The following is a 22751-nucleotide window of genomic DNA, read 5'->3' as shown; positions in this document are numbered from 1 at the left end:
CCAGCCCACTCATTCGACAGTGGCTTTGCAGTAATGATCGAGGAACTCTACATGATTGGGGAAATTCTCGACCTGCCGTCGCACTTGCATGCGAATATTACCGAGAAAAGCCTCCAGCTCTGCGTCATCCATCAAATCGACGATCGGATGATGTCTTTCCGGCATCATGCCCTGTCCAAGCATGACCTGAATCCAGGAGGCAATACCGAACAGATCTGATTCATACTTAAATAACGTACCGCTTTCCCGGAACATCTGCAGCCGGTGCGTCAGGGAGTCGGGAATCGGCATCGAGCGACAATAACGCCAGAAACCGGTGTCGGTACGATCGGTAACGTGATAGTGCAAGACGATGAAGTCGCGAATATATTCCAGCTCATCCAGCGTCTGGCTATTAAATTCATCGATATCCGCCTGACAAAAACCACGTGATGGAAACAGCTGCATCAATCGCACCACACTGCGCTGGATCAGGTGAATACTGGTTGATTCCAGCGGCTCGATAAATCCGCTTGAGAGACCGATGGCGACGCAGTTCTTGTTCCAGTGTCGGCGCCTGGTTCCGGTGCGGAATGGGATGACACGCGGGTCATTGAGCAACTCCCCCTCCACGTTGTCCAGTAGCTGCGCTCGTGCCTGCTCTTCATCCATGTACTTGCTACAGAAAACAAGTCCGTTGCCTACACGGGTTTGCAGGGGAATTCGCCATTGCCATCCCGCCTCCCTGGCAATGGATCGTGTATAGGGTATCGGGTGATCCACTGATGTGGTCTGTACCGCGACGGCGCGATCACACGGTAGCCAGTGGGTCCAATCATGATAGCCAGTATGCAGCGCCTGCTCGATCAACAGTCCGCGAAAACCGGTGCAATCGATAAACAGGTCACCCTCGACTACCTCACCGCTCTTTAACAGGACGGACTCGATACTTCCAACTTCATGATTGAGATGCACTGCATCGATGATGCCTTCTGTACGCACGACACCGTGTTTCTCTGCGAACCCGCGCAAAAATTTTGCGTACAGCGAGGCATCCATATGGTAGGCATGATTACGATCCTGATTGGGCAGCACCGCAAAACGTCCCTGCCGAGCGGCAAGATGCTCTTTGCAGTAATCGCCAATCTCGAACTCGATTCCTTTATCCAGCCCCTTTCGCCAGAAATGGTGAAACTGTGCAGCCCAGCAGTCTTTGCCAAGGTGCCCGAATGAATGCAAATATTCCTCACCGACATTGCGCCAGTTCTCAAACATAATACCGAGTTTGAACGTTGCATTGGTCGCGGCCATCACTTCCTGCTCGTTCAGGCCAAGCAACTGGTGAAAAATATGCAGGGTCGGTATCGTTGCCTCACCAACGCCAACGGTACCAATTTGATCCGACTCGATCAGCCGAATATCCAAATGCTTGCCGATCAATTTTGACAGCGCGGCCGCTGTCATCCAACCGGCAGTACCACCACCAGCGATCACCACCTTTTTTACTTGTTGGTCCGTGTACACATCGAGCCCCTTTATTGTCTTTTTCACTCGCGAGCAGGTCAGCGTTTTAATCGATTCAGCAGTTCTGCGCGTAGCTGCCGCGCCTGCATCTCGTCCATCGGATGGGCGAGGACACCACGCGCGCGTTCAGCGATATGGTCGGCCGACTTTTCATTGGCATCAAAAACGTAATAATCAAACAGAGACTTCCACGCCTTGCGCTGACTCTCCGGTAAATTCCTGATACCAAGCATTGCATGCATCAATGCATTCATCGGTCGCCCCAGATATGCAGGAGATGTTCGCCACCAATGTGTATACAGCACATTCAGAACGTCGATGCTTTCAACATGGTGCCACCACATGCCTGGCAAAAATAATGCATCTCCCGGACTGAGGTCGGCGACCTGGCCATAGGCAAGCGCCTGGCGAAATTTTGGAAAGCGATCAAAATCTGGCGCAGCCAAGTCAACCAGGCTGATCTCCTGGCCACCTGGCGCAAATTCCAAAGGTCCAGGGTAAAGATTGTTGATCTGATCTGGTGGGAATAAGGTAAACTTTCGACGCCCGGCAATCACACAGGCGAGGTTATCGGGGAAATCATAATGTGCAGCCACGCGCACCTGATTGCCAAGCCACAGGAAACCTATAGGACTCAGGTGACCCACGCCTGCATCATTTTCTGCGGCAAAACCGGGGAACCAGTGGCTGACATCAGTAGATGCCATGTAAATCATTGGCGGTTCGGCACTGTCCCCGTTGGTGAGGATATCATCCAGCAGTTTATTGAGGTCAACTCGGGATCCACGAAAGTTGAATCCACTCATATCCTCGTTGTAGAAGACACGACCGCCAGTGTCAGCCTCACCATAACTTGCAGAAACCGGCACGCCGCTATAGCAGCCTCGCAGATACTCTGTCATCCGCATCGGAGATTCCTGGCCCGCAATAACAGCAGGCCAGTGACCACAAAAATCGCGCAAAACCAGTGGTGTTGTCCTTCCCTCAACAACACTCGCAACATCCTCCGGGCGTACACCCACAACCTCTTCGACAGGTGCCAACTTGTCCGTCACTTTTGAACAGTCTCCGCGACGGTTCGTCACTTGGCTGCCACCCTGCGATTCTTTTCATTAATCAGGTAACGCATATTGGACTGCGATGCCATGACATAGTAAATCGACTCCAGATACCCGGCGCTGTGCAGTTCAACCAACTTGTCGGCGTCCAGATCCCGCAGGCGCTCTTCATTGATGGTATAAAAGCCGACCAACTGATGCCGATCGCCATTATCCAGCGCGATATCTGCGGTGAAGGACTCGAGTAGTTCATTCGCCAGCAAGGCATCGACAAATGCCTCACTGTCAGAAATGCCCTGATGTATCGCTTCCAGAATATCCGCGACCTGGTCGAGATAGGGTGTATTTCCCCCGAATTCCATAAACAGGGGCACACCCTGATCGCGACTCACCCTGGGATTGTCCAAATCGATATGAATCACACGCTGTGTCAACTCCTGTCCATCTTCGACAATTTTCTGCTGACCAATCAGGAAGGGCTGGCGCCGGATTGTGAGCGGGACATAGGATACACCCCATGTCGTATTGTCGAGATACAGATTCTCGCCTTCAGAGAACCCCAACAGCGCCAGGGGAAATAGATTTCCGGTACGCGGATCCTTCTGAAAGAAAATCGGATAGTGTGCCTGCAGAGCGCGAAACTCCAACGGAAAAGTCAGTGCATACCAGATGTCATCTCCATATTCGGCAGAGCGCTCTGTAATCACCTTCAGGTCACTGTGCTCAACACTGTTGAGTAGAACGGCGTTGGTCATCTCATCCTCTTTCTTGTCTTTTCATTATCGTTATTGTCAGGCCAGTTAAATTGTCGGCAATGCGACGCTCTGAACCTGCTTGAGTAATTGGCGGTTTCCGGGCAGAGCCTTGAGGAGCTTTTCCCCCTGTACAAGATTGTCCTGCATCAGGGCAAGTGCCTGTGCAGACCGATCTGCACGTTTTCGTAATGCATTGACGTCCGATAAAAATTCCATACCGGACAGTACATACTGGAAGCTTGCCGCCGGGAACAGTTCATCGGCCATGACGCCATCATTTGCTGAGGCTGGGTGGCTTCGCCAGATGCTGAGCGCGTCCAGCAGTTGCAATGGGACGGTAGCTTCAGCGCGGTGATCGCGCCAGTAGTCGCTGTCATTACGCCGTGAGAGCACGTAGTGGAGTTTCAGGAATTCAATAATCCGCTCCCAGTGCCCGCTGAACCTGCGATTGAAGCGGCGCTCCAGCGCAGCCAGTCCGGAGCGGTGCGCCGGTAACTGTTCTGCAAGCATCTGTGCAGACTTTTCGATCATCACCAGCGCAGACGCTTCTAGCGGCTCAATAAAGCCCGCAGACATTCCGATAGCAACACAATTACGATGCCAGAACTTCTCACGGTAACCCGGCTCGAAGCGAATTTTGCGCGGCTCTGCCTTTACCAGCTTGTGGCCTCCGGCAAAGCGCTCGACGTAGTCACACAGTATCTTTTCGGCAGCTTCATCTGTACTGTGCGCACTGGAATAGGTGTAGCCAATACCGCGACGTGACGGCAACCCGATATCCCAGACCCAGCCACTGCTTCGCGCAATCGAATGGGTGCAGGAAGCAATCGGAAGATCGTCACTTTCATAGCCGACCTGCATGGCCAGCGCCCGGTCATTAAACAGAACTTGCTGTTGCGGTCGAAGATCTACACCGTAGTGTTTGCCAATCAACAGTGCCGCGGCACCGGTACAATCGACAAACAGGTCGGCGCCAAGCTCTGCTCCACTATCCGTGATTAATACTTCGATATAACCGCTGGCATCTTCACGCAGTTCTGACACCCGGGCTTTAATATGCTGAACGCCAAGTTTTTCCGTGCAATGCCGCTGCAGGAAAGCAGCGAACTTCCCGGCGTCGAGGTGATAGCCATAGTTGAGCGCGAAGGCATACTCTGGCATGGAAGGCAGTTTGGGAGCCAGCGCACGGCGGCTCACCTCCGCTTGCACACCAACGGCATCGGCAAATGGACGTGCGCCCCCTTCCTTCTGCCAGTAAGGGGCAAGATTGAGCTGCTGGAAGGCAAGGGGTGGTGTAAATGGATGGAAGTAGTCCTCACCATTGCCATCGAGCCAGTCGATAAAACGGCTACCCTGCTTGAAACTCGCATCGCATTCACGCAAAAAATCAGTTTCAGAGACACCGATGCGCTGGAGGGTACCGCGCATTGACGGCCAGGTGCCCTCACCGACGCCAACGGTTGGCACATCAGGAGACTCCACCAGAGTCACGGCAATACCACCGTCTCCAGCGGTCTCATATTCGGCAGCGATAATTGCAGCGGTTAACCAACCGGCGCTGCCACCACCGACAACCATCACATGGTTGATTGTCTTATTATTCTCGCTCATAGACCTCGACCATAGCGCGATTCCAGCGCTATGCCCATAGCAGTTTTCGGACAATCGGTAACGTAAAAACGGAAAAGCCGCTGGATATCCAGCGGCCTTTCGTACTTCATTGTGACAATAGGTCAGTCACGCTGTTAGAACGCGTAACGCGCACCCATCTGCCAGCGCGCACCGCCCTGGTATACCCCGAGGACCTGCTGCTCAGAGCGACCGAATACACGGCCATACTCATCAGTCACGTTAAGACCTTCGAGGAATACCTGGAGCCCGTCGACCTGTGGCACTTCGTAGCTCACATTCAGGTCAAGCTGCTGATATGCCTCCGTGAACTGCGGGTTACTGCCGGTGTCCTGGCCACGCGAACTCAGGAACTCATCACGCCAGTTGTATGCCAGTCGAGCCTGAAGGCCATTCTTATCGTAGAACGCAGCAAAGTTGGCACTGTCGCTCAAGCCGAGCATGGCTTCCTGATCTTCCAGAAGGAAGGGGTCATACTCGAGCCCGGAGTCAACAATGGTGTAGTTGGCTACGACACCAAAGCCGGTGTCGCCAAACATATGCTGGACGTTCAATTCCCAACCGTTGACAGTCTCTTCACGATCGCTGTTTACCGGGGTATCCAGCAGGAAGCTCATCAGATTGTCAGTAGCCGGATCACCGATTACCACAGTATTGAGCGGATCAATTGAACCATCATCGTTAAACGCGACGGTGACAAACGGTGTATCACCGTAGTTTTCCGCAATGTAACGCTTGATATCCAGGGCATCCACACCGACAGCTGCGCGAGCTTCAGCAGCCCGGGCGCCATTTGACGGATCAGGAATGCCCAGCGTTGCGTCGGTCTTACCAATAGTAATGAAGTTGGAGATTTCCTTACGGAAGTAACCAACAGACGCATAGCTTGTTTCGTCGAAGTACCACTCAACCGCCAGGTCAAAGTTCACCGATTCAAACGGCAGCAGACTGGGGTTGCCGGTACTTCCGCTACCGCCATTCTGGTTGGCGAGGTTGCCTACAACCGTACCACCTTTGATGTCATTGTAGTTAGGTCGACCAATTGTCTGACTCGCAGCGGTGCGCACAACCACATCTTCCATCACTTCGAGACGGAAGCTGGCGCTTGGCAACCAGTAGTCATAGCCACCGGTCTGTGAGAGATACTGGCGTTCTTCATCGACCAGAAGGATCTCGGTTGCGGCAATCCATTCAGCACCGTTATAGGCACGTACCGCAGACTCGGAATCGACCGAGGTGTCTTCGTAGCGCAAACCCAGGTTCAGGGTATAGGGCATACCACTGATTTCGGAGTTCAGGTTGTACTGTGTATAGAGGAAAGTTGTCTCCTCTTTGGTCATGCGATCCGTATCGGCACCATAGTCAGTGGAGGGGCAGAATTGCGTGCCACAATCGCCAATGACACCCGGTTCGATCTGATCGCCATACAGCTCTTCGGCGCGTGCGCGCAGTGCGGCAAAGTCCCAGTCGAAATAGACATTCTGAATATCTGCGCCATCTACCGTTGGATCTTCGGAGAAGTCACCGGTATCGACGTCAAATTTGTCCTGGATAGTGTCTGCCGGGAAGAAGGAATCATCGAAGTCACCGGCAGCACCCACACCGCCCCAGGCATTTCGCTGGACGTTGACGGATTGCGAGTGGTTCATGACCTCCTGCATACCGATACCGAAATCAATGTCGCTACTATCGGTAATTTCAAAGTTCCCGCTAAACCGGAATGCATCAACCTCAGACTGGTCGCGCGAGTTGCCAAACACACTGCCGGTAAGGCGCATATCGGAGGGCTGCACGCTATTACCATTCTCTACGTAGAGAGCGGGCAGATCCTCGGTAAAGTCGGTTGCCGACTTGGTGCGAATAAATGCAGCGGTGGACAGTGTATTACTTGAACCCCAGGGGCTATCTGGACGACGCTCGGCATCGGAAGTGTGCGCATCCAGCTCAAGTGCCAGGCGGTCATTCAGCTGCCACTCGACGTTGACACCGAAGGTCTGCCCGGTAAATGTCTCGGCACTATCACGAGCAGCCATCGAGAGATCGGTGGGGTTATCGAAGGTCTCAGAGTATATCAGCGGTGATGCGACAGGCCCGTCGGTCCATACGTTCTCGGAAGGTACGAAGTTATACCAGGCAGAAATCTCGTTATGCTGAGTCGCGATATCGTTGGCATAGTAGTTATAGTCAACACTTGCCGTTACATCGTCAGTAGGAGCCCACTGCAACACCAGCTGCCCGTTGGTACGCTTACGCTGCTGCTCCTCGAACTTGTAAATGGTCGTCTGTGGGACCGAATAGATGTCATCAGGACCCGGACGGTTAACCTGATTATCCTGCGGCACACCACCCCATTCAGCGGTACCGGCACCCCAGTCGTTATCGACGGATCCGGAGAAGCTGCGCCAGCCTGTACCAACCAGACCCTGCTGGCTACCACTCTCACGCTCCTGAACACTTGCAGAAATCGCAACACCAAACTGGCCATCAGCGAAGGTTTCAGAATAAAAACCGGAGTACTCCGGAGTAATTGAGGCATCTTCTGCAGACTGATCGAGAACACCTTTAGTGGCAAACTGCATGCGACGCTCGCCAATCTCGAGCGGGCGTGCGGTCAGCATATTCACAGTGGCTCCCATGCCTCCACTGGGCACTGAGGCATCACTGCTTTTTGCAACCTCTACGCCATGGACCATTTCCGACGCAATGTTCTGAAAATCAAACGAACGGTCACCGGTGGTTCTGGCAAGCTGGCGACCGTTCAAAGTGACGAGGTTGAACTCTGGACCAAGGCCACGAACGGTGATCTTACTGCCCTCGCCATTGACGCGGTCGATCGATACACCGCTCACGCGCTGCAGTGATTCAGCCAGATTGGTATCCGGGAACTTACCAATATCTTCTGCGGAAATAACGTCGACAATCCCATCGGCATCGCGCTTGATGTCCATGGACTTGCTCAGACTGCCGCGGATACCGGTTACCACCACCTCTTCAATGTCACCATCTTCCTGAGCCAGCGCAGCACCGGGCAAAGCCGCCGCGCCAAGCATCATGGAAATAGTGACCGCCAGGCGATCCTTGTGGAATATTTTCTTGCTCATCAACACTTCCCCGAGTCTATTGTTGTTCTGTGTCGTTGTATGGTTTGTTAGCAGCGTTGGTGGCGCCCGGCTTGCGAAAACGCCGGCCTCTCTCTCCATCTCGCCTCAGATTACCACTTGCTGAAGCGCATTTATCCGGTATTTCCCGCCGGACAAACTCCGACACGAAACTGCAAACCTTCACGCTGTGATTGCATATTGCCGTGTCCAGCGTGTACATCAATTCACCCCCTCAGCAAACAAGACAATAGGGATTAAATGCACGGCAACAGGGAAGGCGGCACGGGGAAGCGGTCAAAAACGCCCACAAAACGAGCACGCAGTGGGGAAGTCCCCTCTTTTTCCGCCGGGACCAATCAGTCAGGCAACTCCTTCTCATTGCCCGGCAAAACACTTACGGCCGAGCCCCAACAGCAAAAACGGCGATCACGACCTTTCAAGCGCCCTTCAGGCACGCCTGGAGTCGGGCGGACGCAACAGGTAGTCTAAAAAGCCAACAATTTTCATAATCACGATAAATAATTCCTTGTTAATGCATAAAATTGGAATAATCGGCTCTCATCGGTTCAATTTTGGTTGTATACTGCGCCACCGGTGTGCCTGCCGGGTCCAACCCCCACGCCCGACGCCAGCAGTTGCACCGCTTTTGGAAATTGTATCGAGGGAATAGTTGCGAAGAAGATTTTGATCGCCGCTGCCATCGCAGCATCGAGCCAGGCGAGCGCCTATACCGAAGGAAATAACTGGTATACACGGGTGAGTTTCGGGTTGGCTAACCCGGATTCGGCCGAACTCGAGAGAGGCATCAGCAACGTCATATTTGACACCGTGGGGATTGCGGAAGAAGTGGATTTCGAGAACCCGCGTGCCTATAGCTTTCACCTGGGCTACCAGATCAACCAGTACATGGCCGTCGAAGGGGGTTACACCAACTTTGGCGAGAGCACTCCACGCTATGAATACTGGCTGCAAAGCGGCAACCTGGCGAATACGGGTTACTCATCGTACGAGCAGATCACCTTCAAGAACCGCGTGACCGGCTCATCCCGTACGCTGGGTTTTGTACTCAGCAGCGATGTCCGCAAGAACTACTTTGGCGGGATTCGTACCGGCCTGAGCCTGTGGAACACCCGCGCGGAAGTGGATTATGAGCGCGCACTGACCGAGTATGTGGCCAGCGTAGACGGTGAGGGCAAGGAGACGGTACTGACGCTCGAATCCAACACCTATGAAACGCTGTTGGACGACGACCTCTCCGGGGAAGATCTGTACCTTGGCCTGTTTGCCGGCGCCCGGTTTAATGAATGGTCCTATACCCTGGATTTCACCGCGTTCAAGACCGACGAATCCGACCCCACCATTTCGTCTCTTTCCATCAATTACGCATTCTGATGAATGGCAGGATGTCGCGACCGCGGCATCCTGCAGCGCCTGTCAGCCCCCTTACAGCCACACCGACCAGAACAACCGGATGACATTGGCACCGAAGCTGTACGTTGGCTCTTCTCCTGGAGCAATCACGGTATCCGGGCCGTGCACCGTTACGTCATGGAAGTTGTCATAGTCGAACAACATATGATCCCAGTAGAGGTTCAATGTGTTCTTGCGATCAAACAACGCCCATCGGTCCGGGACCCGGTAACTCACACCCACCCCGAATGACAGGTTGGTGTAGTCACTCAGCTCTTTGTCACGCGCCCGAAAATTGGTGGCATTGAGGTAGGGAAACAGGTCGCTGTAAAAGTCCGCACCCTCTTGCTGGTAATAGCGCAGTTTGGCTTCCAGGATCCATTCGTCCTGTTCTTGCAGAGGATGCACATAGCGGAATTCGACATTGTCCGCCTCGACACCCCAGCTATCCGCATAGCGACGGTATTCCGCTTTCACTGCGGCCCGGTAGGGCAGGCGATACTTGGCCCGTAGCGCAACCGCATCACTGTTCCGCGTGGTGGGATAAAGCTCCGCCTGATAGCTGAAGCCGGTGCCGGAATTCGGATCGAGATAGCGCACACTGCGGTAAGGATTGTTCAGGAAACCCTCGTCAGCAACTGTCTCGACATTGAGTTCGGCAATCAGCTTTTGGGTCACGATTTGGTTCCAGGCGATGGAGTAGCGGCGGTGCTGGGCATCGGCCGCAAAGTTTTCATCACCATTACGGAACACCTGGTCGTCCCCCAGGCTAACCTTCAGGTCCAGGGTACTGAGATCTCCAAAGAAAGACTGGCTGACAGTGAAACCAACCGTTTCTGCCTGATAGTCGTTTTCCGAACTGTTGGTATAGCCGAGGGACAGGGTGGTTTTATCCACCAGATAATTAACCCCGAGCGAGTACTCGTCACGCTGTTCGGAATACGGACTGGCAGTGGCCTGCACATCGATAGACGCCCCCGAGATCATATCGACATAGTAATTTGCCGATACGGATACCGAGTTACCGATATTCTTCCGGATCAAAAAGGAAGGACCATCGATCGTAACGCCGCCACCACTGTAGGAGTGGTACATGCTGTCGGCACGCTCTTCTGGCAGTACCGCGGCATTGACGACAGGCGCGGCGGCCACCAGGAGCAGGGCCGCAACCGACGCGGCTACCGAACGCCATCCTCGCTGTGGCGATGTTTTAGTTACAGCCACATCCGCCTCCGCTTCCACCTTCAGCACCACGCGCAGCTTCACGGGCTTCATAGACGTGGTTCAGGTAGCTGGCCGCGACCGGATCGCGCTCGAACCCCATGATCGGGTCCGCCAGGTAATGTCGTTCGTAGGGTTTGACCCAGGGCTCGACACTGGCACACCCGCTGAACAGGGCAAGTGCGAAACCGATTAAAGCCAGGCGCATCAACATGGGTTACTCCCGGATAAGTTCCTTGATGACTTTCTTGTACGCAGCGAGATCACCATCGCGATAGCCACGGTGGATGTGACGCACCTTGCCATCACGATCGATAAATACGGTACTGGGCATTGCTTGCACGCCGAACAGCTTGCTGACGTCGCCTGCACTGTCAAACAGGATGGGGAAGTCCACTGGAATTTTCGCCAGCATCTGCTCTGCATCCGTGCGCTTTGCGTCGACGTTTACACCCCACACTTTGAAACCTGCGGATTCATAGCGCGCATGCAGGTCATCCAGCAAAGGCATTTCCTGACGGCAGGGACCGCACCAGGATGCCCAGAAGTTCAGCATAATGACATCGCCACGCTGCTCGGCGAGACGCAGGTTCTCACCGCCTCTGGATGCCAGGGTAAAGTCCGGCGCGGTACTGGCGGCGGCACTCGCCAGCTGGGAAGAGATTGCCAGTACGGCGACAACGAGAAAGCGCATCATTGACAGGACTCCTTACAAGTCAGAAATAAATGGAAAAGCCGAGTTGCGTCGACAAATTGTTGGTCAGCTGCGCCTCACCAAAGAGTTCATGCTCAAAGACGTGGTCGCGCACATCCAGGCGCAAGGCCAGCCAGTCATTCGCCAGCAGGCGCACGCCGGCACCCAGGTTGTAGGTGAAGTAGTCACTATCGGCGAAGTGGGTATTGCCAATACCACCGATCAGGTAAAGACTGCTGTTCAGGGTCCAGTCGTCCAGCACAAAGGTTTCACCCGGCAGGATGTTCCAGGCCAGTGACAGGTTGTACATGGTTACTTCGCGCTGCTCTTCGGTAAGCAGGGGCGCGGAGCCACTCAGACGCTCATAGCTGGACTCTCCCAGCTCGGTCTGGCCATAAAACGCCTCCGCAAAGAAGTCTTCACTGATGTGATAGGCGAGCGCCCCGCCATACAACGGATTGGAACCAAAATCTTCAACATTGATGACGCCACCAAGATAGGCGGTCACCTCAAAGTCTTCGGTATCAATATCCGCCTCACGGATTTCACGGCGCTCGAGTCCGGGCGAAATGATTTCGTCCAATACCGTGTCGTCTTGCGCAAAAGCACCACCGGCGAACAGGCAGGTCACTGCGGCTACATAAATACGTCGAAACCCAGTTTCCATTCGGTGATCTCCTGGTTGTTCTCTCGGGAGGTGAGCAGGTAGTGGTTGGCCACTTCGGCGCGCAAGACAAACCGGCGCGACAGGTAGGTCTTCAGGCCAAATCCGGCGAGCATGGCGGTATCTTCGCGGTCTTCTGTCGCGACGATGGTGGCATTCGGGGAAGTGATGTTCATCCCGGTTCCCAGCATGAAGTAGGGAGAGACCCGCCAGCTGGGAAATGGCTGGTGGGTGACCGCGACCTGATAAGTCTGGCTGTCAGAGAAAGTGCCTACCGCCTGGGTTGCGCGCAGCTCACCGGTGAGGTTGGCAGTAAAGCGATAGCCGATGATCACCCCCAGTGAATCGGCACCACCGAAGTCTCCATAGGTCGTGCCAATATGCAGGCGCTGGTTGCGATAGTCATCGAAATCCGGCTGACGCAGGCGCAGCGGCTGACCGGCCACATCGGTAATTTGATCGAGGTCGCGCACCCGCACCCAGCCACTCACGCCACGGCGCGTCGACACTTTCACCCAGTCGGTACGGCGCTTTTCCAGCCACAGGTACTCGCCGTGCTCAACGACATGGAATATCGGGTAGCCGCGCCCGGGGCCCTTATAGATATTGACATAAGGCGCACCGACGCGAACCGGCAGGGCGTCCTCTGGAACCTCTTCCTCGCCACGCCACTCGCTGCGCCAGTCGGGTTGCTGCTCGTCACCCAACACTGCACTGTCCTGGTTCGCGGGCCCGTCCTGCTGGGCGAGCGCCGATCCGCCAGACAGGAGAAGGCCCAGCAGCGTGGTCAGCACGCAGCGGAGTCGACAGGTTTGATGGCGGTGGTACAGCATGAATCAATCAACCGGGGCTTCGAAGGGATCGTTGTAATACTGGGCACCCAGATCAATCCACTCGGAAATCAGGCGCAGCTCTACCGGATCGAGATACCCTTCGTGAGCTCCCCCGGCTGCAAAAATATCAAAGAAGCGGCTCGCCACCGCCGCGCCACCCACCAGGCGTGGCACTTCAACAGTAACCATAACCGGTATTGGGTCGCCGTTGCTATCCAGAATCAGCTCACCGTTTTCATCGGTCTCAAACAGGGGGTTACCCTGATCGTCCGTATCCTGCACCTGAACTTCCTGCAGCGCCCCGTCAACCAGCTGCTGCTGTGCGGTATTGAGCACCAGCTCGGGATAGGACACCATCCAGGCACCATTAATACCGGACTGCCCCGACCCCAGGTCCAGCTGTCCTGCAGGCACCTGTGTCATGCCGGCGGCGTCGCGGTTGGTGTGACAGTCCTGACAGCGGTTATTGGCCACTTCCAATCCCATCCCGTCCAACACCGGGCGACCCCGCTCCCACAGCGCAGCGATATGGATCGGGTAGTGAATCACGGTGCGGCACAGGCGACTCCAGTCGTCCAGGCAGCTGGGCGGGAACGGCAGCAGGGTCTCCAGATCGGCATAGGGCACGCTGCTGGCAACATCTTTGGGACGCACCAGGGGATCGGTCCACAGGTCGGCAAATTCGATGTCCCGTTGCAGCGAGGCCTCACCGGCAATCCGCGCCAGCACCTGGGCCATGGTTTCTCCCATTTCCGCCAGCAATGCGGGCTCGGTGTTGGCGAAAGGGGCCGCTGAGGTCGGCGCGCCCGCCCAGGCAGAAGCTGGTTCCTTGTCGGCACGCCCGTGCGGCACCTCACTGCCCCCGGTATGACACCCATTACAGGTACGAATCTCTCCCGGGCGCAACTGCAGCCAGCTGCGATGGCGGCCGGTGATCCGCTGACCATCAGCATCCACTACCGAAATCGCCAGCGGCATATCCGCCGGCAAGATAACCCGCACCGAACCATCGGGCTGGATCGGCGTGTAACCGAGAATCTCGCGCATCCCCTCGGCGCGATTGCGGCCAAACGCGGCGCGGTCAAAATCCCGCACATCGTCATCCGGGATGGCAACGCCCTTCACTACACGCAGGTAACGCGCAGGGCGCAGGTCGGCGGTGGTTTGCGCGGGGTCTGCCAGGACATCAATGCCGGCAATATCGACGCCGTCAAAATCGTATACGCTGCGTATATCCAGCACTCCTGAACCCTCGTCCACGAGCGTGCGGTCCAGGTCAGTTACAGGGATTTTTTCCGGCAGGAATTCGGGAAGGGCACTGGGCTCCATAATGGCGCCCTCGGAGATCATCACGCCCTCTTCTGCCAGTACGATGGGCAGCTGGGTGCCACTCTCATAGTCGTAAATCCAGAGGCCATACAGCGGATCTGCGGCAACCACCTCGGGATCGGCGAGGCGCTCATCAGTACAGGGCTGGGTCAGGGTCTCTCCTGCCGTATCGGTTTCCAGCACCCGGCATTCGCTCCAGCTCACCAACAGACGACTGGTGCCGTCGCGAAACGGCCAGGCGGCGGCGAACAGGCCATGGGGTGACAGGCTGCCATCCGTCAGGACTTCGAGCACTGACAGGGAGGCCTGCCCCTGGAGGACTCCCGACATATCAGGCTCGCTATAGGCCTCGACATAATTTGCTGCATCGACCGCAACCAGGTCACCACCGAACCCGATACCCTCGGCCGAGCGCAAAATCACCAGCAGGCGACCATCTGGCAGCTCACGGGGTGCGGAGAAAATTGCCTCACTACCGCCGGTGCCGGTTTGCTGGCTGTGGTATCCGTAAAGCAGGGATAAGTCCGTGCCATCCGGACGCACCGCGTACAGACTCACGTTATCCACACCGCCCATATTGTCCCAGCGATTGAACACCAGACGCCCGTCCGCCAATAGCGTCGGGTGCAGGTCATGGCTCTGGTTAAAGGAGATCTGGCGAATGTCGGAACCATCGGGCTCCATGGAATGCAGAACAAACGCCTCGCTGTTCAGGTCCTCTGTCAGCGTGGGGAACTGTGGCTTGTTGTCATCGAGCAGCAGGGCCCGCGAGCGCCGCTGGCGCGTCGAGGAAAATACGATACGGCCATCCGCCAGAAAGGACGGCGCGACATCTTCACCTTCCTCGGCTATCAGGTCCGAGGAGATCACCCGGCTCAACTCATTGGCACCCCGGTCATACAGCCAGATGTTCCAGGTGGGCTGTTCATCTTCATCCGCATCGGGGATTTCCGGGGCGCGCATGGCAAACACCAATTGCTGCCCATCCGGAGAGACACTCAAGTCACGAACGTCATAGTCCCCTTCGAACAATCCGGCGGTAATCTCCTGCTCCGCCGCACTGGCAGAGGCGCGGTCCTTGAGGATGAGTTTCGCCCCGGGACGGAATTCGGCCGGTTCCAGAAGATTGTCCGGCATCAGCGAGCCGTCTTCTTCCTCAAAATTCAGGGCGCGAGAGACATAGGCAATCGGGAAATCCACCGCGACCGGGTCGGGATCCTGCTCGCTACTGCCGGAAGACGAGCCTCCGCCACTACATCCCTGCAGCAACGCGATGCTGGCGACGCCTGCCAGCAACCACTGTAATCGCACTGTCATATTCACCCGTGCCCACCCCGGCGGAAATTCTTTTTGATCGACAACGGATTCTCACTGCTGCCCCGCATACACTCAAGATAATTGCCGTCAAAATGCTAACTGCGACGCACTTCAATTAATTACCGGTGGAAAATCGGCCCGTACCACTTACCATCGGAGCTCGATAGGAATAAGCAGGCTCCCCATCGATGGAAACACGAGCAAACCTACCGAGGTTCCCCTTTGCCAGATATCTGGCCCTCGGCACCGCACTGACCGCCAGTCTGTACGTCAGTACCACTCACGCAGGACCACACGAACAAGCGGCACAGATTCACAGCCGCCTGACCGGCGTAAAACCCTCGGAGTCCGTACTGTCGGAAATGGCTGAGGCGATCGAAGCCGGCGACGCACGCGCGGCGGCATATACGGCCATGGAAAACGATGCGTTTTACGATGTTACGCTGAAGAATCTGGCCACACCCTGGACCAATCGCGACCAGGACGTCTTCGCCCCCCTGAACGACTACACCGCGACCTTTGTCGGGATCGTGCGCGACAATGAAGATTTTCGCCAGCTGCTCACCGGCAACCTGATTTATACCGGGGACAGCAGCCTGGGCCTGCCGAGCTATCGCAATGACGATAATGATCACTACGAGGCACTGGAAGCTGGCGGCTACCCACTGCAGTCCAGCCTGATCCAGCGCAGCCAGTCTTCCGTCACGGGGCTCCCGGCGGAGGCGACCGCCGGCGTCATGACCACCCGCGCCGGGGCCAAGGCATTCTTCATTGCCGGCACCAACCGCGCCATGTTCCGCTTCACCCTGCTGAATCACCTCTGCCGCGACCTGGAACAGGTGCACGACACCAGCCGCTCGCCCGACCGCATTCGCCAGGACGTGAGTCGCAGCCCGGGTGGGGACAGCCGTGTTTTCCAGAACAACTGTGTCGGCTGCCACAGCGGCATGGACCCCATGGCCCAGGCCTTCGCCTACTACAACTTCGAGTACGATGCGGACAATGATCCGACCGGCGAAAATGGCCGCCTGGATTACAACGGGGCCAGCGAAACGGATCCGGTCACTGGCCTGCGGGTAAAAGCGAAGAACCACATCAATGCCGCCAACTTCCAGCCGGGCTTTATCATCCCCGACGACCGCTGGGACAACTACTGGCGCGAAGGACCCAACATGCACCTGGGCTGGAGCCCGGTCCTGCCGGGCAACGGCAACGGCGCCAAGTCCCTGGGGGAAGAGCTCGCCAACAGCCGCGCCTTCTCGCAGTGCCAGGTCACCAAGGTGTTTCGCCAGGTTTGCCTGCGCGCGCCGGAAGATGCCAGCGACCGCCTGGCTGTGAGCAATATCACCGACAGTTTTGAGTCCGGCGGCTACCTGCTGAAGCAGGTCTATGCAGACTCCGCGGCTTACTGTGCGGGGGAGTAAGGACATGCTGAACAAGACAATCGCCCTGTCGACGATCGCTGCAGCCCTGCTGATTGCAGGCTGTAGCGGGGGCAGCGGCCAGGGTACCGAGCAGCTGCCGGACACCAGCGGCAACAACAATAATGGCTCTGTGTATTCCGGCCCCGCGCCGCGCGATCAGGATGTGCAGGACTACAAGCGCTTTATCTGGGATAACCTCGCAACAGAAGACCGCTGCGGCAGCTGTCATATCGATGGTGGCCAGAGCCCGCAATTTGTCCGCAGTGATGACATCAATGCGGCTTACGACGCGGGACGCCCGCTGATCAGCCTGAGCTCCCCGGCGGAATCGCGCCTGGCGACCAAGGTCGGCGGCGGCCACAACTGCTGGCTGGCAGACGCCAGCGCCTGTGCAGAGATCATCACCAACTACATCGAAGAATGGGCGCTGGAAAACGGCAGCCTGGCGAATACCCTGGTACTCACCGCACCGGCCCTGCGGGAAGTTGGCGAAAGCCGCAGCTTCCCGGAGTCCAGCGGCAATTTTGCCAACACGGTGTACCCGCTGCTGACTGAATACTGCGCCGGCTGCCACAGTGAAGACGCCCCGACCGCACAGCAGCCGTACTTCGGCAGTAGCGATGTGGACATCGCCTACGAGGCATCGAAGAGCCGCATGAACCTGGATACGCCGGCCAACTCGCGTTTTTCCGTGCGGCTGGGCCGGGAGTTCCACAACTGCTGGAGCGACTGTGCCGACAACGAAGACGAGATGACCGCGGCAATCCAGGCATTCGCCAACAACATCCCGCTGACCACCGTCGACTCGAGCTGGGTCATCAGTAAGGCCATGCGCCTGCCAGACGGTATCGTTGCCAGTAGCGGCGGCCGGATCGAAAACAATGCGATCGCGCTGTACGAATTCAAAACCGGTACTGGCACCACCGCCTACGACACTTCAGGGGTCAATCCGGCCATCGACCTGAACCTGTCCGGCGACGTGGAGTGGCTCGGTTCCTGGGGGATCCAGCTGAAAGGCGGCAAAGCCCAGGGCGCCACTGCATCCAGTCGCAAGCTGTTCGACACCCTGACAGCCTCCGGTGAATATTCCATCGAAGCGTGGGTAGCGCCCGCCAATGTGGTGCAGGAAGGACCCGCGCGCATCATTACCTATTCAGGCAGCAATGATTCGCGCAACTTCACCCTCGGGCAGGTGATGTACAACTACACCTTCCAGAACCGCAACAACAGCAGTGACGCGAACGGCATGCCGGTGATGATCACCGATGATATGGCTGAGCGCGCGCAGGCCACCCTGCAACACGTGGTTGCCACCTACTCTGCGGTGGAAGGGCGCAAGCTGTACGTCAACGGTGAGTACACCGGCGACCCCGACCCGGGTACGGCTGACCTGCTTAGCACCTGGGATGAGTCTTTCGCACTGGCAATCGGCAGCGAAGTGTCCAACGAGTTTGGCTGGGAAGGCTCTGTGCGCCTGCTGGCCATCCACTCCCGCGCACTGGCGCCGGAAGATATCGCCACCAACTACAACGCTGGTGTCGGCGAGAAGTACCTGCTGCTGTTCAATGTGGATGAGCACACCGGGCTCACCGACAGCTACGTGATGTTCCAGGTACAGCTGTTCGACAATTACGGCTACCTGTTCAGCGAGCCGAAGTTCATCAGCCTGGATGAGACCGCAGACCTCAGCGGCCTGGTGATTGAGGGGCTGCGTATCGGTATTAACGGTCGTGAAGCAGAAGTCGGTCAGGCCTGGTCTCGCCTGGCAGCCACTGTCGACGACACCTATATCGTGGGTGAAGGACAGCCGCTGTCACGTCTCGGCTCTATCATTTCCGTGGATAAGGGACCGGAAGCCGATGACTTCTTCCTCACCTTTGAGCGGATCGGCGATGCCACCTACACCCGGGTGGAACCGACCCCGGCCGCCCCACCGGAACCGGCCAACCTGGAACCGCAGCCTCGCATTGGCCTGCGCCGCTTCGAGCAGATCAACGCTGCCCTGTCGCGCGCAACCGGCGTTGCCAGCAGCAACCCCGACGTCGCAGAGACCTGGGACAAAGTGAAACGCCAGCTGCCGGTGGAGAGTGATATTCAGGGCTTCCTGTCCGCACACCAGATGGGCATCACCCAGCTGGCAGTGAAATACTGCTCGGTGCTGGTGGACTCGCCGGCGGCCAGCGGCTATTTCGCCGGCTTTGACTTCACCGACGCGGTGACCTCTGCCTTCGATACCGATGCCAAAAAAGCCCAGGTGGTGGATCCGCTGATCGAAAACCTGCTGGCCCACGACATCACCTGGCACGATGGCTCCGTAAGCCCGCTGGCAACTGCCGCGCAGAGCTCAGAAGTGCGCACCGAACTCAACGCCCTGATCGACAAGATGGTCGCATCCTGTGGCACCAACTGTGGCTCAACCCGCACAGTCACCACGGTCAAGGCCACCTGTGCCGCTGCCATGGGCAGTGCGATGATCCTGATTCACTAAAGACGAGAAATGCCTGAGCCGCGGCACATGACTGCCGCGGCGCACAGCCGACTGGAATCACCATGAGCAAGAAAAAACATTTTGAACTGGACCAGCCCCTGGCACACCCGGACCACCATCGCCCGGTGACCCGTCGGGACTTTCTCGCGCAGGGTTTTCGCGCGGGCCTGGCAACTGTCCTCGGGGGCTCGGTGTTCAGTCTATTCGCCAACCCCCGTGCCGCGCATGCGGCGCTTTCGTCGGATGTCGAGGCGCTACGCGGTCCCTGTGGTATCAGCCCCATCGGCGGTGCGGGTCGCATTCCGTTTATCTGTTTCGATCTGGCCGGCGGCGCGAATATCGCAGGCTCCAATGTGCTGGTCGGCCAGCGCGGCGGCCAACTGGATTTCCTCAGCACCGCTGGCTATAGCAAGCAGGGGCTTCCCGGCGATATGGTGCCGTCCGTTACCGACGCTGCCGGCAACAGCCTGATCAATACCGACCTCGGCCTCGCTTTCCACAGCGACAGCGGTATGTTGCGCGGCATTCTCGACAAGGTCGCAGCCGGTACTGCCGCCGCCACCAATGGCGCGGTGATTCCGGCGCGCTCCGAGAATGACACCGGCAACAATCCACACAACCCGATGTATGGCATCAACCAGGCCGGCGCCAATGGCGAACTGCTCGCCCTCATTGGTTCCAACTCCAGCGAGTCCGGCGGCAACTCCATGGCACCGGCGTCGATGATCAACCCCGAGGTCCGCCCCACCAAGGTTGACCGCTCTTCCGATGTGACCGGACTGGTGGACGTCGGTGACCTGGTCGGCCTGCTGGAAAAATCGGATACCGTTGCGGTCATGGAATCCATGTATCGCCTGTCCAACGCCAAACTCGGCCGGGTCAACACCCAGGTGACCGCCGACGCGGTGATCAAGGACATGGTGCGTTGCGGCTATATGAAGAGTGCGGATCTGGCGGACCGTTTCGGCGAGCCGGAATTGCTCAACCCCGAGCTGGATCCGGATATCGTCGGGCCCGCCGGCATTTTCACCAGCGCAGAGCTCAGCGGCGACCGCGAATTCCAGAAAACTGCCTCGGTAATGAAGCTCGTCATGAACGGCTATGCGGGTGCAGGCACCATTACCATGGGTGGCTACGATTACCATACGGGCGAGCGCGCCACCGGTGAGATTCGCGATTTGCGTGCGGGACGCTGTATCGGCGCCTGCCTCGAGTATGCCGCGCGCATCGGCACCCCCGTGATGATTTATGTATTCAGTGACGGCTCCGTGTTCAGTAATGGCATGCTCGACGATTCCATCGAAGGGCGCGGCAAGGGCGTCTGGACCGGCGACAACCAGCAAACGGCGGCCTCGTTCTTCCTGGTATACAACCCGGTCGGCCGCCCACAACTGCTCGGCGGCACGCCCGAAGAGCAGGCGATTCACCAGCAGCTCGGCTATATGCGCCCATCCGGCGATGTGGAAACCGCTTCGAGCCCGGCAGCCAACAACGTCAACCTGCTGGTCGAGACGGTCATTCTGAATTACATGGCGCTGCATGGTGACCAGGGCAACTTCGCCAGCGTGTTCCCCAACCATGGCCTCGGCAATGCTTCGCTGATGGACAGCCTCACGGCATTTGCCCCCATCACCTGAGCAGACGAATGTGATCAAGATGTACCGCACCCTGGCCGCAGCGCTTTTCGCGCTTGCGGCTTCTTTGCTTTCGCTACCCGTGACTGCGGAGTGGCACTTCAGCCGTGCCCCCATTATGGGCACCGAGGTGACGGTGCAGCTGTGGCACGAGGACCCCGTTCAGGCGGAACAGCTGATCGCCGATGTGATGGACGAATTTCGCCGTCTCGACAACAAGCTGTCCCCATACAAGTCCGATAGCGAGCTCACACAACTGAACGAGACAGCGCCCCGCGAACCGATGAAAATTTCAGCGGAACTACAGGCACTGATCGAAAAATCACTCTGGTACAGCGCGCAGACTGACGGTGCCTTTGATATCACTTACGCCTCGCTGGGCAGCCACTATGACTTTCGCAAGGGCCAGCAGGCCGATGACAAAACCACAGAGGCTCTGCTGCCTGCGGTGGGTTATCGCCAGCTACTGCTCGACACCGAGGCGGGCACGCTGCAGTACGCCCACCCGCAGACGCGGATTGATCTCGGCGGTATCGCCAAGGGCTATGCGGTGGACCGTGCGATCACCATCCTGCAACAAGCCGGCGTTACCAATGCCAGTGTGAGTGCCGGTGGTGATGCACGCATGCTGGGAGATCGTCGCGGCAAACCGTGGCTGGTCGGGATTCGCCACCCCAGGGAAAAATCCAAGAATGCGGCAGTGCTGCCACTCTCGGACAGCGCCATCTCCACCTCCGGAGATTACGAACGCTATTTTCTCGATGAGGAGGCAGGACGGGTCCATCACATTTTTAACCCCTCTACCGGGCGTCCCACCGAGACCTCTCCCGAGGGCAGTGCAGACAAATTGATCAGCGTGACCATCATCGGTCCCGCAGGTTTCGATACCGACCCGCTCTCCACCAGTGTGTTTGTACTCGGACTCAACTGGGGACTCGCACTGGTGGACAAATTGCCCGGTTTCGAGGCCATTGTGATCAATAGTGAAAAGAAGCTGTTTTTCAGTCGAGGACTGGAGCAGCCCAATTAGGGGCGCACAGGGAATTTGCCAACCCTGTCACACCAGAGATATGAAGCCCTGCGATAATTTTTAACATTCACAAAGACCCGCACCACCGCGTACCATCACCGGTCCGGGCCAGAATTAACCGAGAAGAACATCCCCATGCGCCGCTGTATCCAGTTACTACTCCTTGCCTTCGTGGCGCCGCTACTGGCCCAGGCCCAGTCGGATGCTGCCAACTTCTCTGCCGACGATATGGAGGCACTGAAGCGCGAGGTCCTCAAGCTCAACCGCGACCTGCTGATTCTGGAAGAAGATCTGCTGTACCCGGCCCAGAGCCAGCTGGCTGTCTACGTTTCCATGGATGTCGGGCATTATTTCCAACTCGACGCGGTGAAACTTCATATCGATAACAAGCTCAGCGCCAGCCACCTGTACACCGAGCACCAGCGCGACGCCCTGATCCGCGGCGGTATCCAGCCACTCTTCAAGGGCAACCTGAAAACTGGTAGCTACACCATCACCGCATACTTCACCGGGATCGGCCCCCAGGGGCGTGAATACAAGCGCGCGGCCACCCTGGAGCTCGACAAAACCGACGAGCCTGCGGTGATTGAACTGCGTATCACCGACGCCGCCAATCGCCAGCAGCCGGAGTTCGAACTGGTTTCCTGGCCAGCGCCGTAAC

At 57.3% G+C, this 22751-nt stretch carries 17 protein-coding genes; 6 read left to right on the top strand and 11 right to left on the bottom strand.

The genetic code is table 11. The features are described from left to right. Positions 1 to 9 precede the first annotated feature (9 nt). From ACXAD0_RS04060 to ACXAD0_RS04040, 5 genes are all read right to left on the bottom strand, one after another. A complete protein-coding gene (locus tag ACXAD0_RS04060) occupies positions 10 to 1530 on the bottom strand; it encodes a tryptophan halogenase family protein (protein WP_475087070.1) in 1521 nt (506 codons plus the stop codon). 11 nt (positions 1531 to 1541) lie between these two features. Next, on the bottom strand, positions 1542 to 2558 hold the full coding sequence (locus ACXAD0_RS04055) for a cupin-like domain-containing protein (RefSeq protein WP_475087069.1): 1017 nt from the start codon (positions 2556 to 2558) through the stop codon (positions 1542 to 1544). Positions 2559 to 2584: 26 nt separating this feature from the next. Further along, positions 2585 to 3316: a SapC family protein gene (locus tag ACXAD0_RS04050; protein ID WP_475087068.1), complete on the bottom strand. Its 732-nt coding sequence runs from the start codon at positions 3314 to 3316 to the stop codon at positions 2585 to 2587. Between the two features lie 45 nt (positions 3317 to 3361). Next, positions 3362 to 4927: a tryptophan halogenase family protein gene (locus ACXAD0_RS04045; RefSeq protein WP_475087067.1), complete on the bottom strand. Its 1566-nt coding sequence runs from the start codon at positions 4925 to 4927 to the stop codon at positions 3362 to 3364. Between the two features lie 134 nt (positions 4928 to 5061). Further along, positions 5062 to 8046, bottom strand: a complete 2985-nt coding sequence (locus tag ACXAD0_RS04040) for a TonB-dependent receptor (RefSeq protein WP_475087066.1) — start codon at positions 8044 to 8046, stop codon at positions 5062 to 5064. A gap of 684 nt (positions 8047 to 8730) precedes the next feature. Between ACXAD0_RS04040 and ACXAD0_RS04035 the strand changes: the two genes are divergently transcribed. Next, entirely contained in the window at positions 8731 to 9438 is a 708-nt protein-coding gene (locus ACXAD0_RS04035) for a hypothetical protein (RefSeq protein ID WP_475087065.1), read from the top strand. Positions 9439 to 9489: 51 nt separating this feature from the next. On the opposite strand, the gene ACXAD0_RS04030 is transcribed toward ACXAD0_RS04035, so the two are convergent. From ACXAD0_RS04030 to ACXAD0_RS04005, 6 genes are read right to left on the bottom strand one after another with little or no spacing between them, the layout of a single operon-like run. Then, entirely contained in the window at positions 9490 to 10680 is a 1191-nt protein-coding gene (locus tag ACXAD0_RS04030; RefSeq protein WP_475087064.1) for a DUF3570 domain-containing protein, read from the bottom strand. After that, a complete protein-coding gene (locus ACXAD0_RS04025) occupies positions 10667 to 10885 on the bottom strand; it encodes a DUF4266 domain-containing protein (RefSeq protein ID WP_475090306.1) in 219 nt (72 codons plus the stop codon). The genes ACXAD0_RS04030 and ACXAD0_RS04025 overlap by 14 nt, the downstream gene beginning before the upstream one ends. A 9-nt stretch (positions 10886 to 10894) precedes the next feature. Next, positions 10895 to 11374, bottom strand: coding sequence for a TlpA family protein disulfide reductase (locus tag ACXAD0_RS04020; RefSeq protein ID WP_475087063.1), 480 nt, complete (start codon positions 11372 to 11374; stop codon positions 10895 to 10897). Positions 11375 to 11393: 19 nt separating this feature from the next. Then, complete coding sequence (locus ACXAD0_RS04015) at positions 11394 to 12038, bottom strand: outer membrane beta-barrel domain-containing protein (RefSeq protein WP_475087062.1); 645 nt, start codon at positions 12036 to 12038, stop codon at positions 11394 to 11396. Further along, positions 12008 to 12868 carry an SH3 domain-containing protein gene (locus tag ACXAD0_RS04010; RefSeq protein WP_475087061.1) on the bottom strand — a complete coding sequence of 287 codons (861 nt, stop codon included), beginning with the start codon at positions 12866 to 12868 and terminating at the stop codon, positions 12008 to 12010. Before ACXAD0_RS04010 ends, ACXAD0_RS04015 begins: the two co-directional genes overlap by 31 nt. Positions 12869 to 12871: 3 nt before the next feature. Continuing rightward, positions 12872 to 15514 (bottom strand): HzsA-related protein, encoded by a 2643-nt coding sequence (locus tag ACXAD0_RS04005; RefSeq protein WP_475087060.1) that lies wholly within the window; start codon positions 15512 to 15514, stop codon positions 12872 to 12874. A 188-nt stretch (positions 15515 to 15702) separates the two neighbouring features. Between ACXAD0_RS04005 and ACXAD0_RS04000 the strand changes: the two genes are divergently transcribed. The 5 genes from ACXAD0_RS04000 to ACXAD0_RS03980 all read left to right on the top strand — a co-directional run bounded on the left by ACXAD0_RS04000 (position 15703) and on the right by ACXAD0_RS03980 (position 22750). After that, the gene (locus ACXAD0_RS04000) at positions 15703 to 16938 is read left to right on the top strand and encodes a hypothetical protein (protein ID WP_475087059.1); all 1236 of its coding nucleotides are present in this window, start codon (positions 15703 to 15705) and stop codon (positions 16936 to 16938) included. A 4-nt stretch (positions 16939 to 16942) separates the two neighbouring features. After that, positions 16943 to 19426, top strand: coding sequence for a LamG-like jellyroll fold domain-containing protein (locus tag ACXAD0_RS03995; protein WP_475087058.1), 2484 nt, complete (start codon positions 16943 to 16945; stop codon positions 19424 to 19426). A 62-nt stretch (positions 19427 to 19488) separates the two neighbouring features. Next, positions 19489 to 21063, top strand: a complete 1575-nt coding sequence (locus ACXAD0_RS03990; RefSeq protein WP_475087057.1) for a hypothetical protein — start codon at positions 19489 to 19491, stop codon at positions 21061 to 21063. 19 nt (positions 21064 to 21082) lie between these two features. Beyond that, on the top strand, positions 21083 to 22090 hold the full coding sequence (locus ACXAD0_RS03985; protein ID WP_475090304.1) for an FAD:protein FMN transferase: 1008 nt from the start codon (positions 21083 to 21085) through the stop codon (positions 22088 to 22090). 135 nt (positions 22091 to 22225) lie between these two features. After that, positions 22226 to 22750 (top strand): AraC family transcriptional regulator, encoded by a 525-nt coding sequence (locus ACXAD0_RS03980; RefSeq protein ID WP_475087056.1) that lies wholly within the window; start codon positions 22226 to 22228, stop codon positions 22748 to 22750. Position 22751: the final 1 nt, after the last annotated feature.

This window comes from Microbulbifer sp. ABF4_148, assembly GCF_056158985.1.
The sequence above is the reverse complement of the archived record's forward strand: the minus strand, read 5'-3'. Positions and strand labels throughout refer to the sequence as shown.

Coding starts and splice junctions, on each gene's coding strand:
- ACXAD0_RS04050 (WP_475087068.1), bottom strand. CDS start 3,316: ATGACCAACGCCGTTCTACTCAACAGTGTTGAGCACAGTGACCTGAAG.
- ACXAD0_RS04045 (WP_475087067.1), bottom strand. CDS start 4,927: ATGAGCGAGAATAATAAGACAATCAACCATGTGATGGTTGTCGGTGGT.
- ACXAD0_RS04040 (WP_475087066.1), bottom strand. CDS start 8,046: ATGAGCAAGAAAATATTCCACAAGGATCGCCTGGCGGTCACTATTTCC.
- ACXAD0_RS04025 (WP_475090306.1), bottom strand. CDS start 10,885: ATGCGCCTGGCTTTAATCGGTTTCGCACTTGCCCTGTTCAGCGGGTGT.
- ACXAD0_RS04020 (WP_475087063.1), bottom strand. CDS start 11,374: ATGATGCGCTTTCTCGTTGTCGCCGTACTGGCAATCTCTTCCCAGCTG.
- ACXAD0_RS04015 (WP_475087062.1), bottom strand. CDS start 12,038: ATGGAAACTGGGTTTCGACGTATTTATGTAGCCGCAGTGACCTGCCTG.
- ACXAD0_RS04010 (WP_475087061.1), bottom strand. CDS start 12,868: ATGCTGTACCACCGCCATCAAACCTGTCGACTCCGCTGCGTGCTGACC.
- ACXAD0_RS04005 (WP_475087060.1), bottom strand. CDS start 15,514: ATGACAGTGCGATTACAGTGGTTGCTGGCAGGCGTCGCCAGCATCGCG.
- ACXAD0_RS04000 (WP_475087059.1), top strand. CDS start 15,703: ATGGAAACACGAGCAAACCTACCGAGGTTCCCCTTTGCCAGATATCTG.
- ACXAD0_RS03995 (WP_475087058.1), top strand. CDS start 16,943: ATGCTGAACAAGACAATCGCCCTGTCGACGATCGCTGCAGCCCTGCTG.
- ACXAD0_RS03990 (WP_475087057.1), top strand. CDS start 19,489: ATGAGCAAGAAAAAACATTTTGAACTGGACCAGCCCCTGGCACACCCG.
- ACXAD0_RS03985 (WP_475090304.1), top strand. CDS start 21,083: ATGTACCGCACCCTGGCCGCAGCGCTTTTCGCGCTTGCGGCTTCTTTG.
- ACXAD0_RS03980 (WP_475087056.1), top strand. CDS start 22,226: ATGCGCCGCTGTATCCAGTTACTACTCCTTGCCTTCGTGGCGCCGCTA.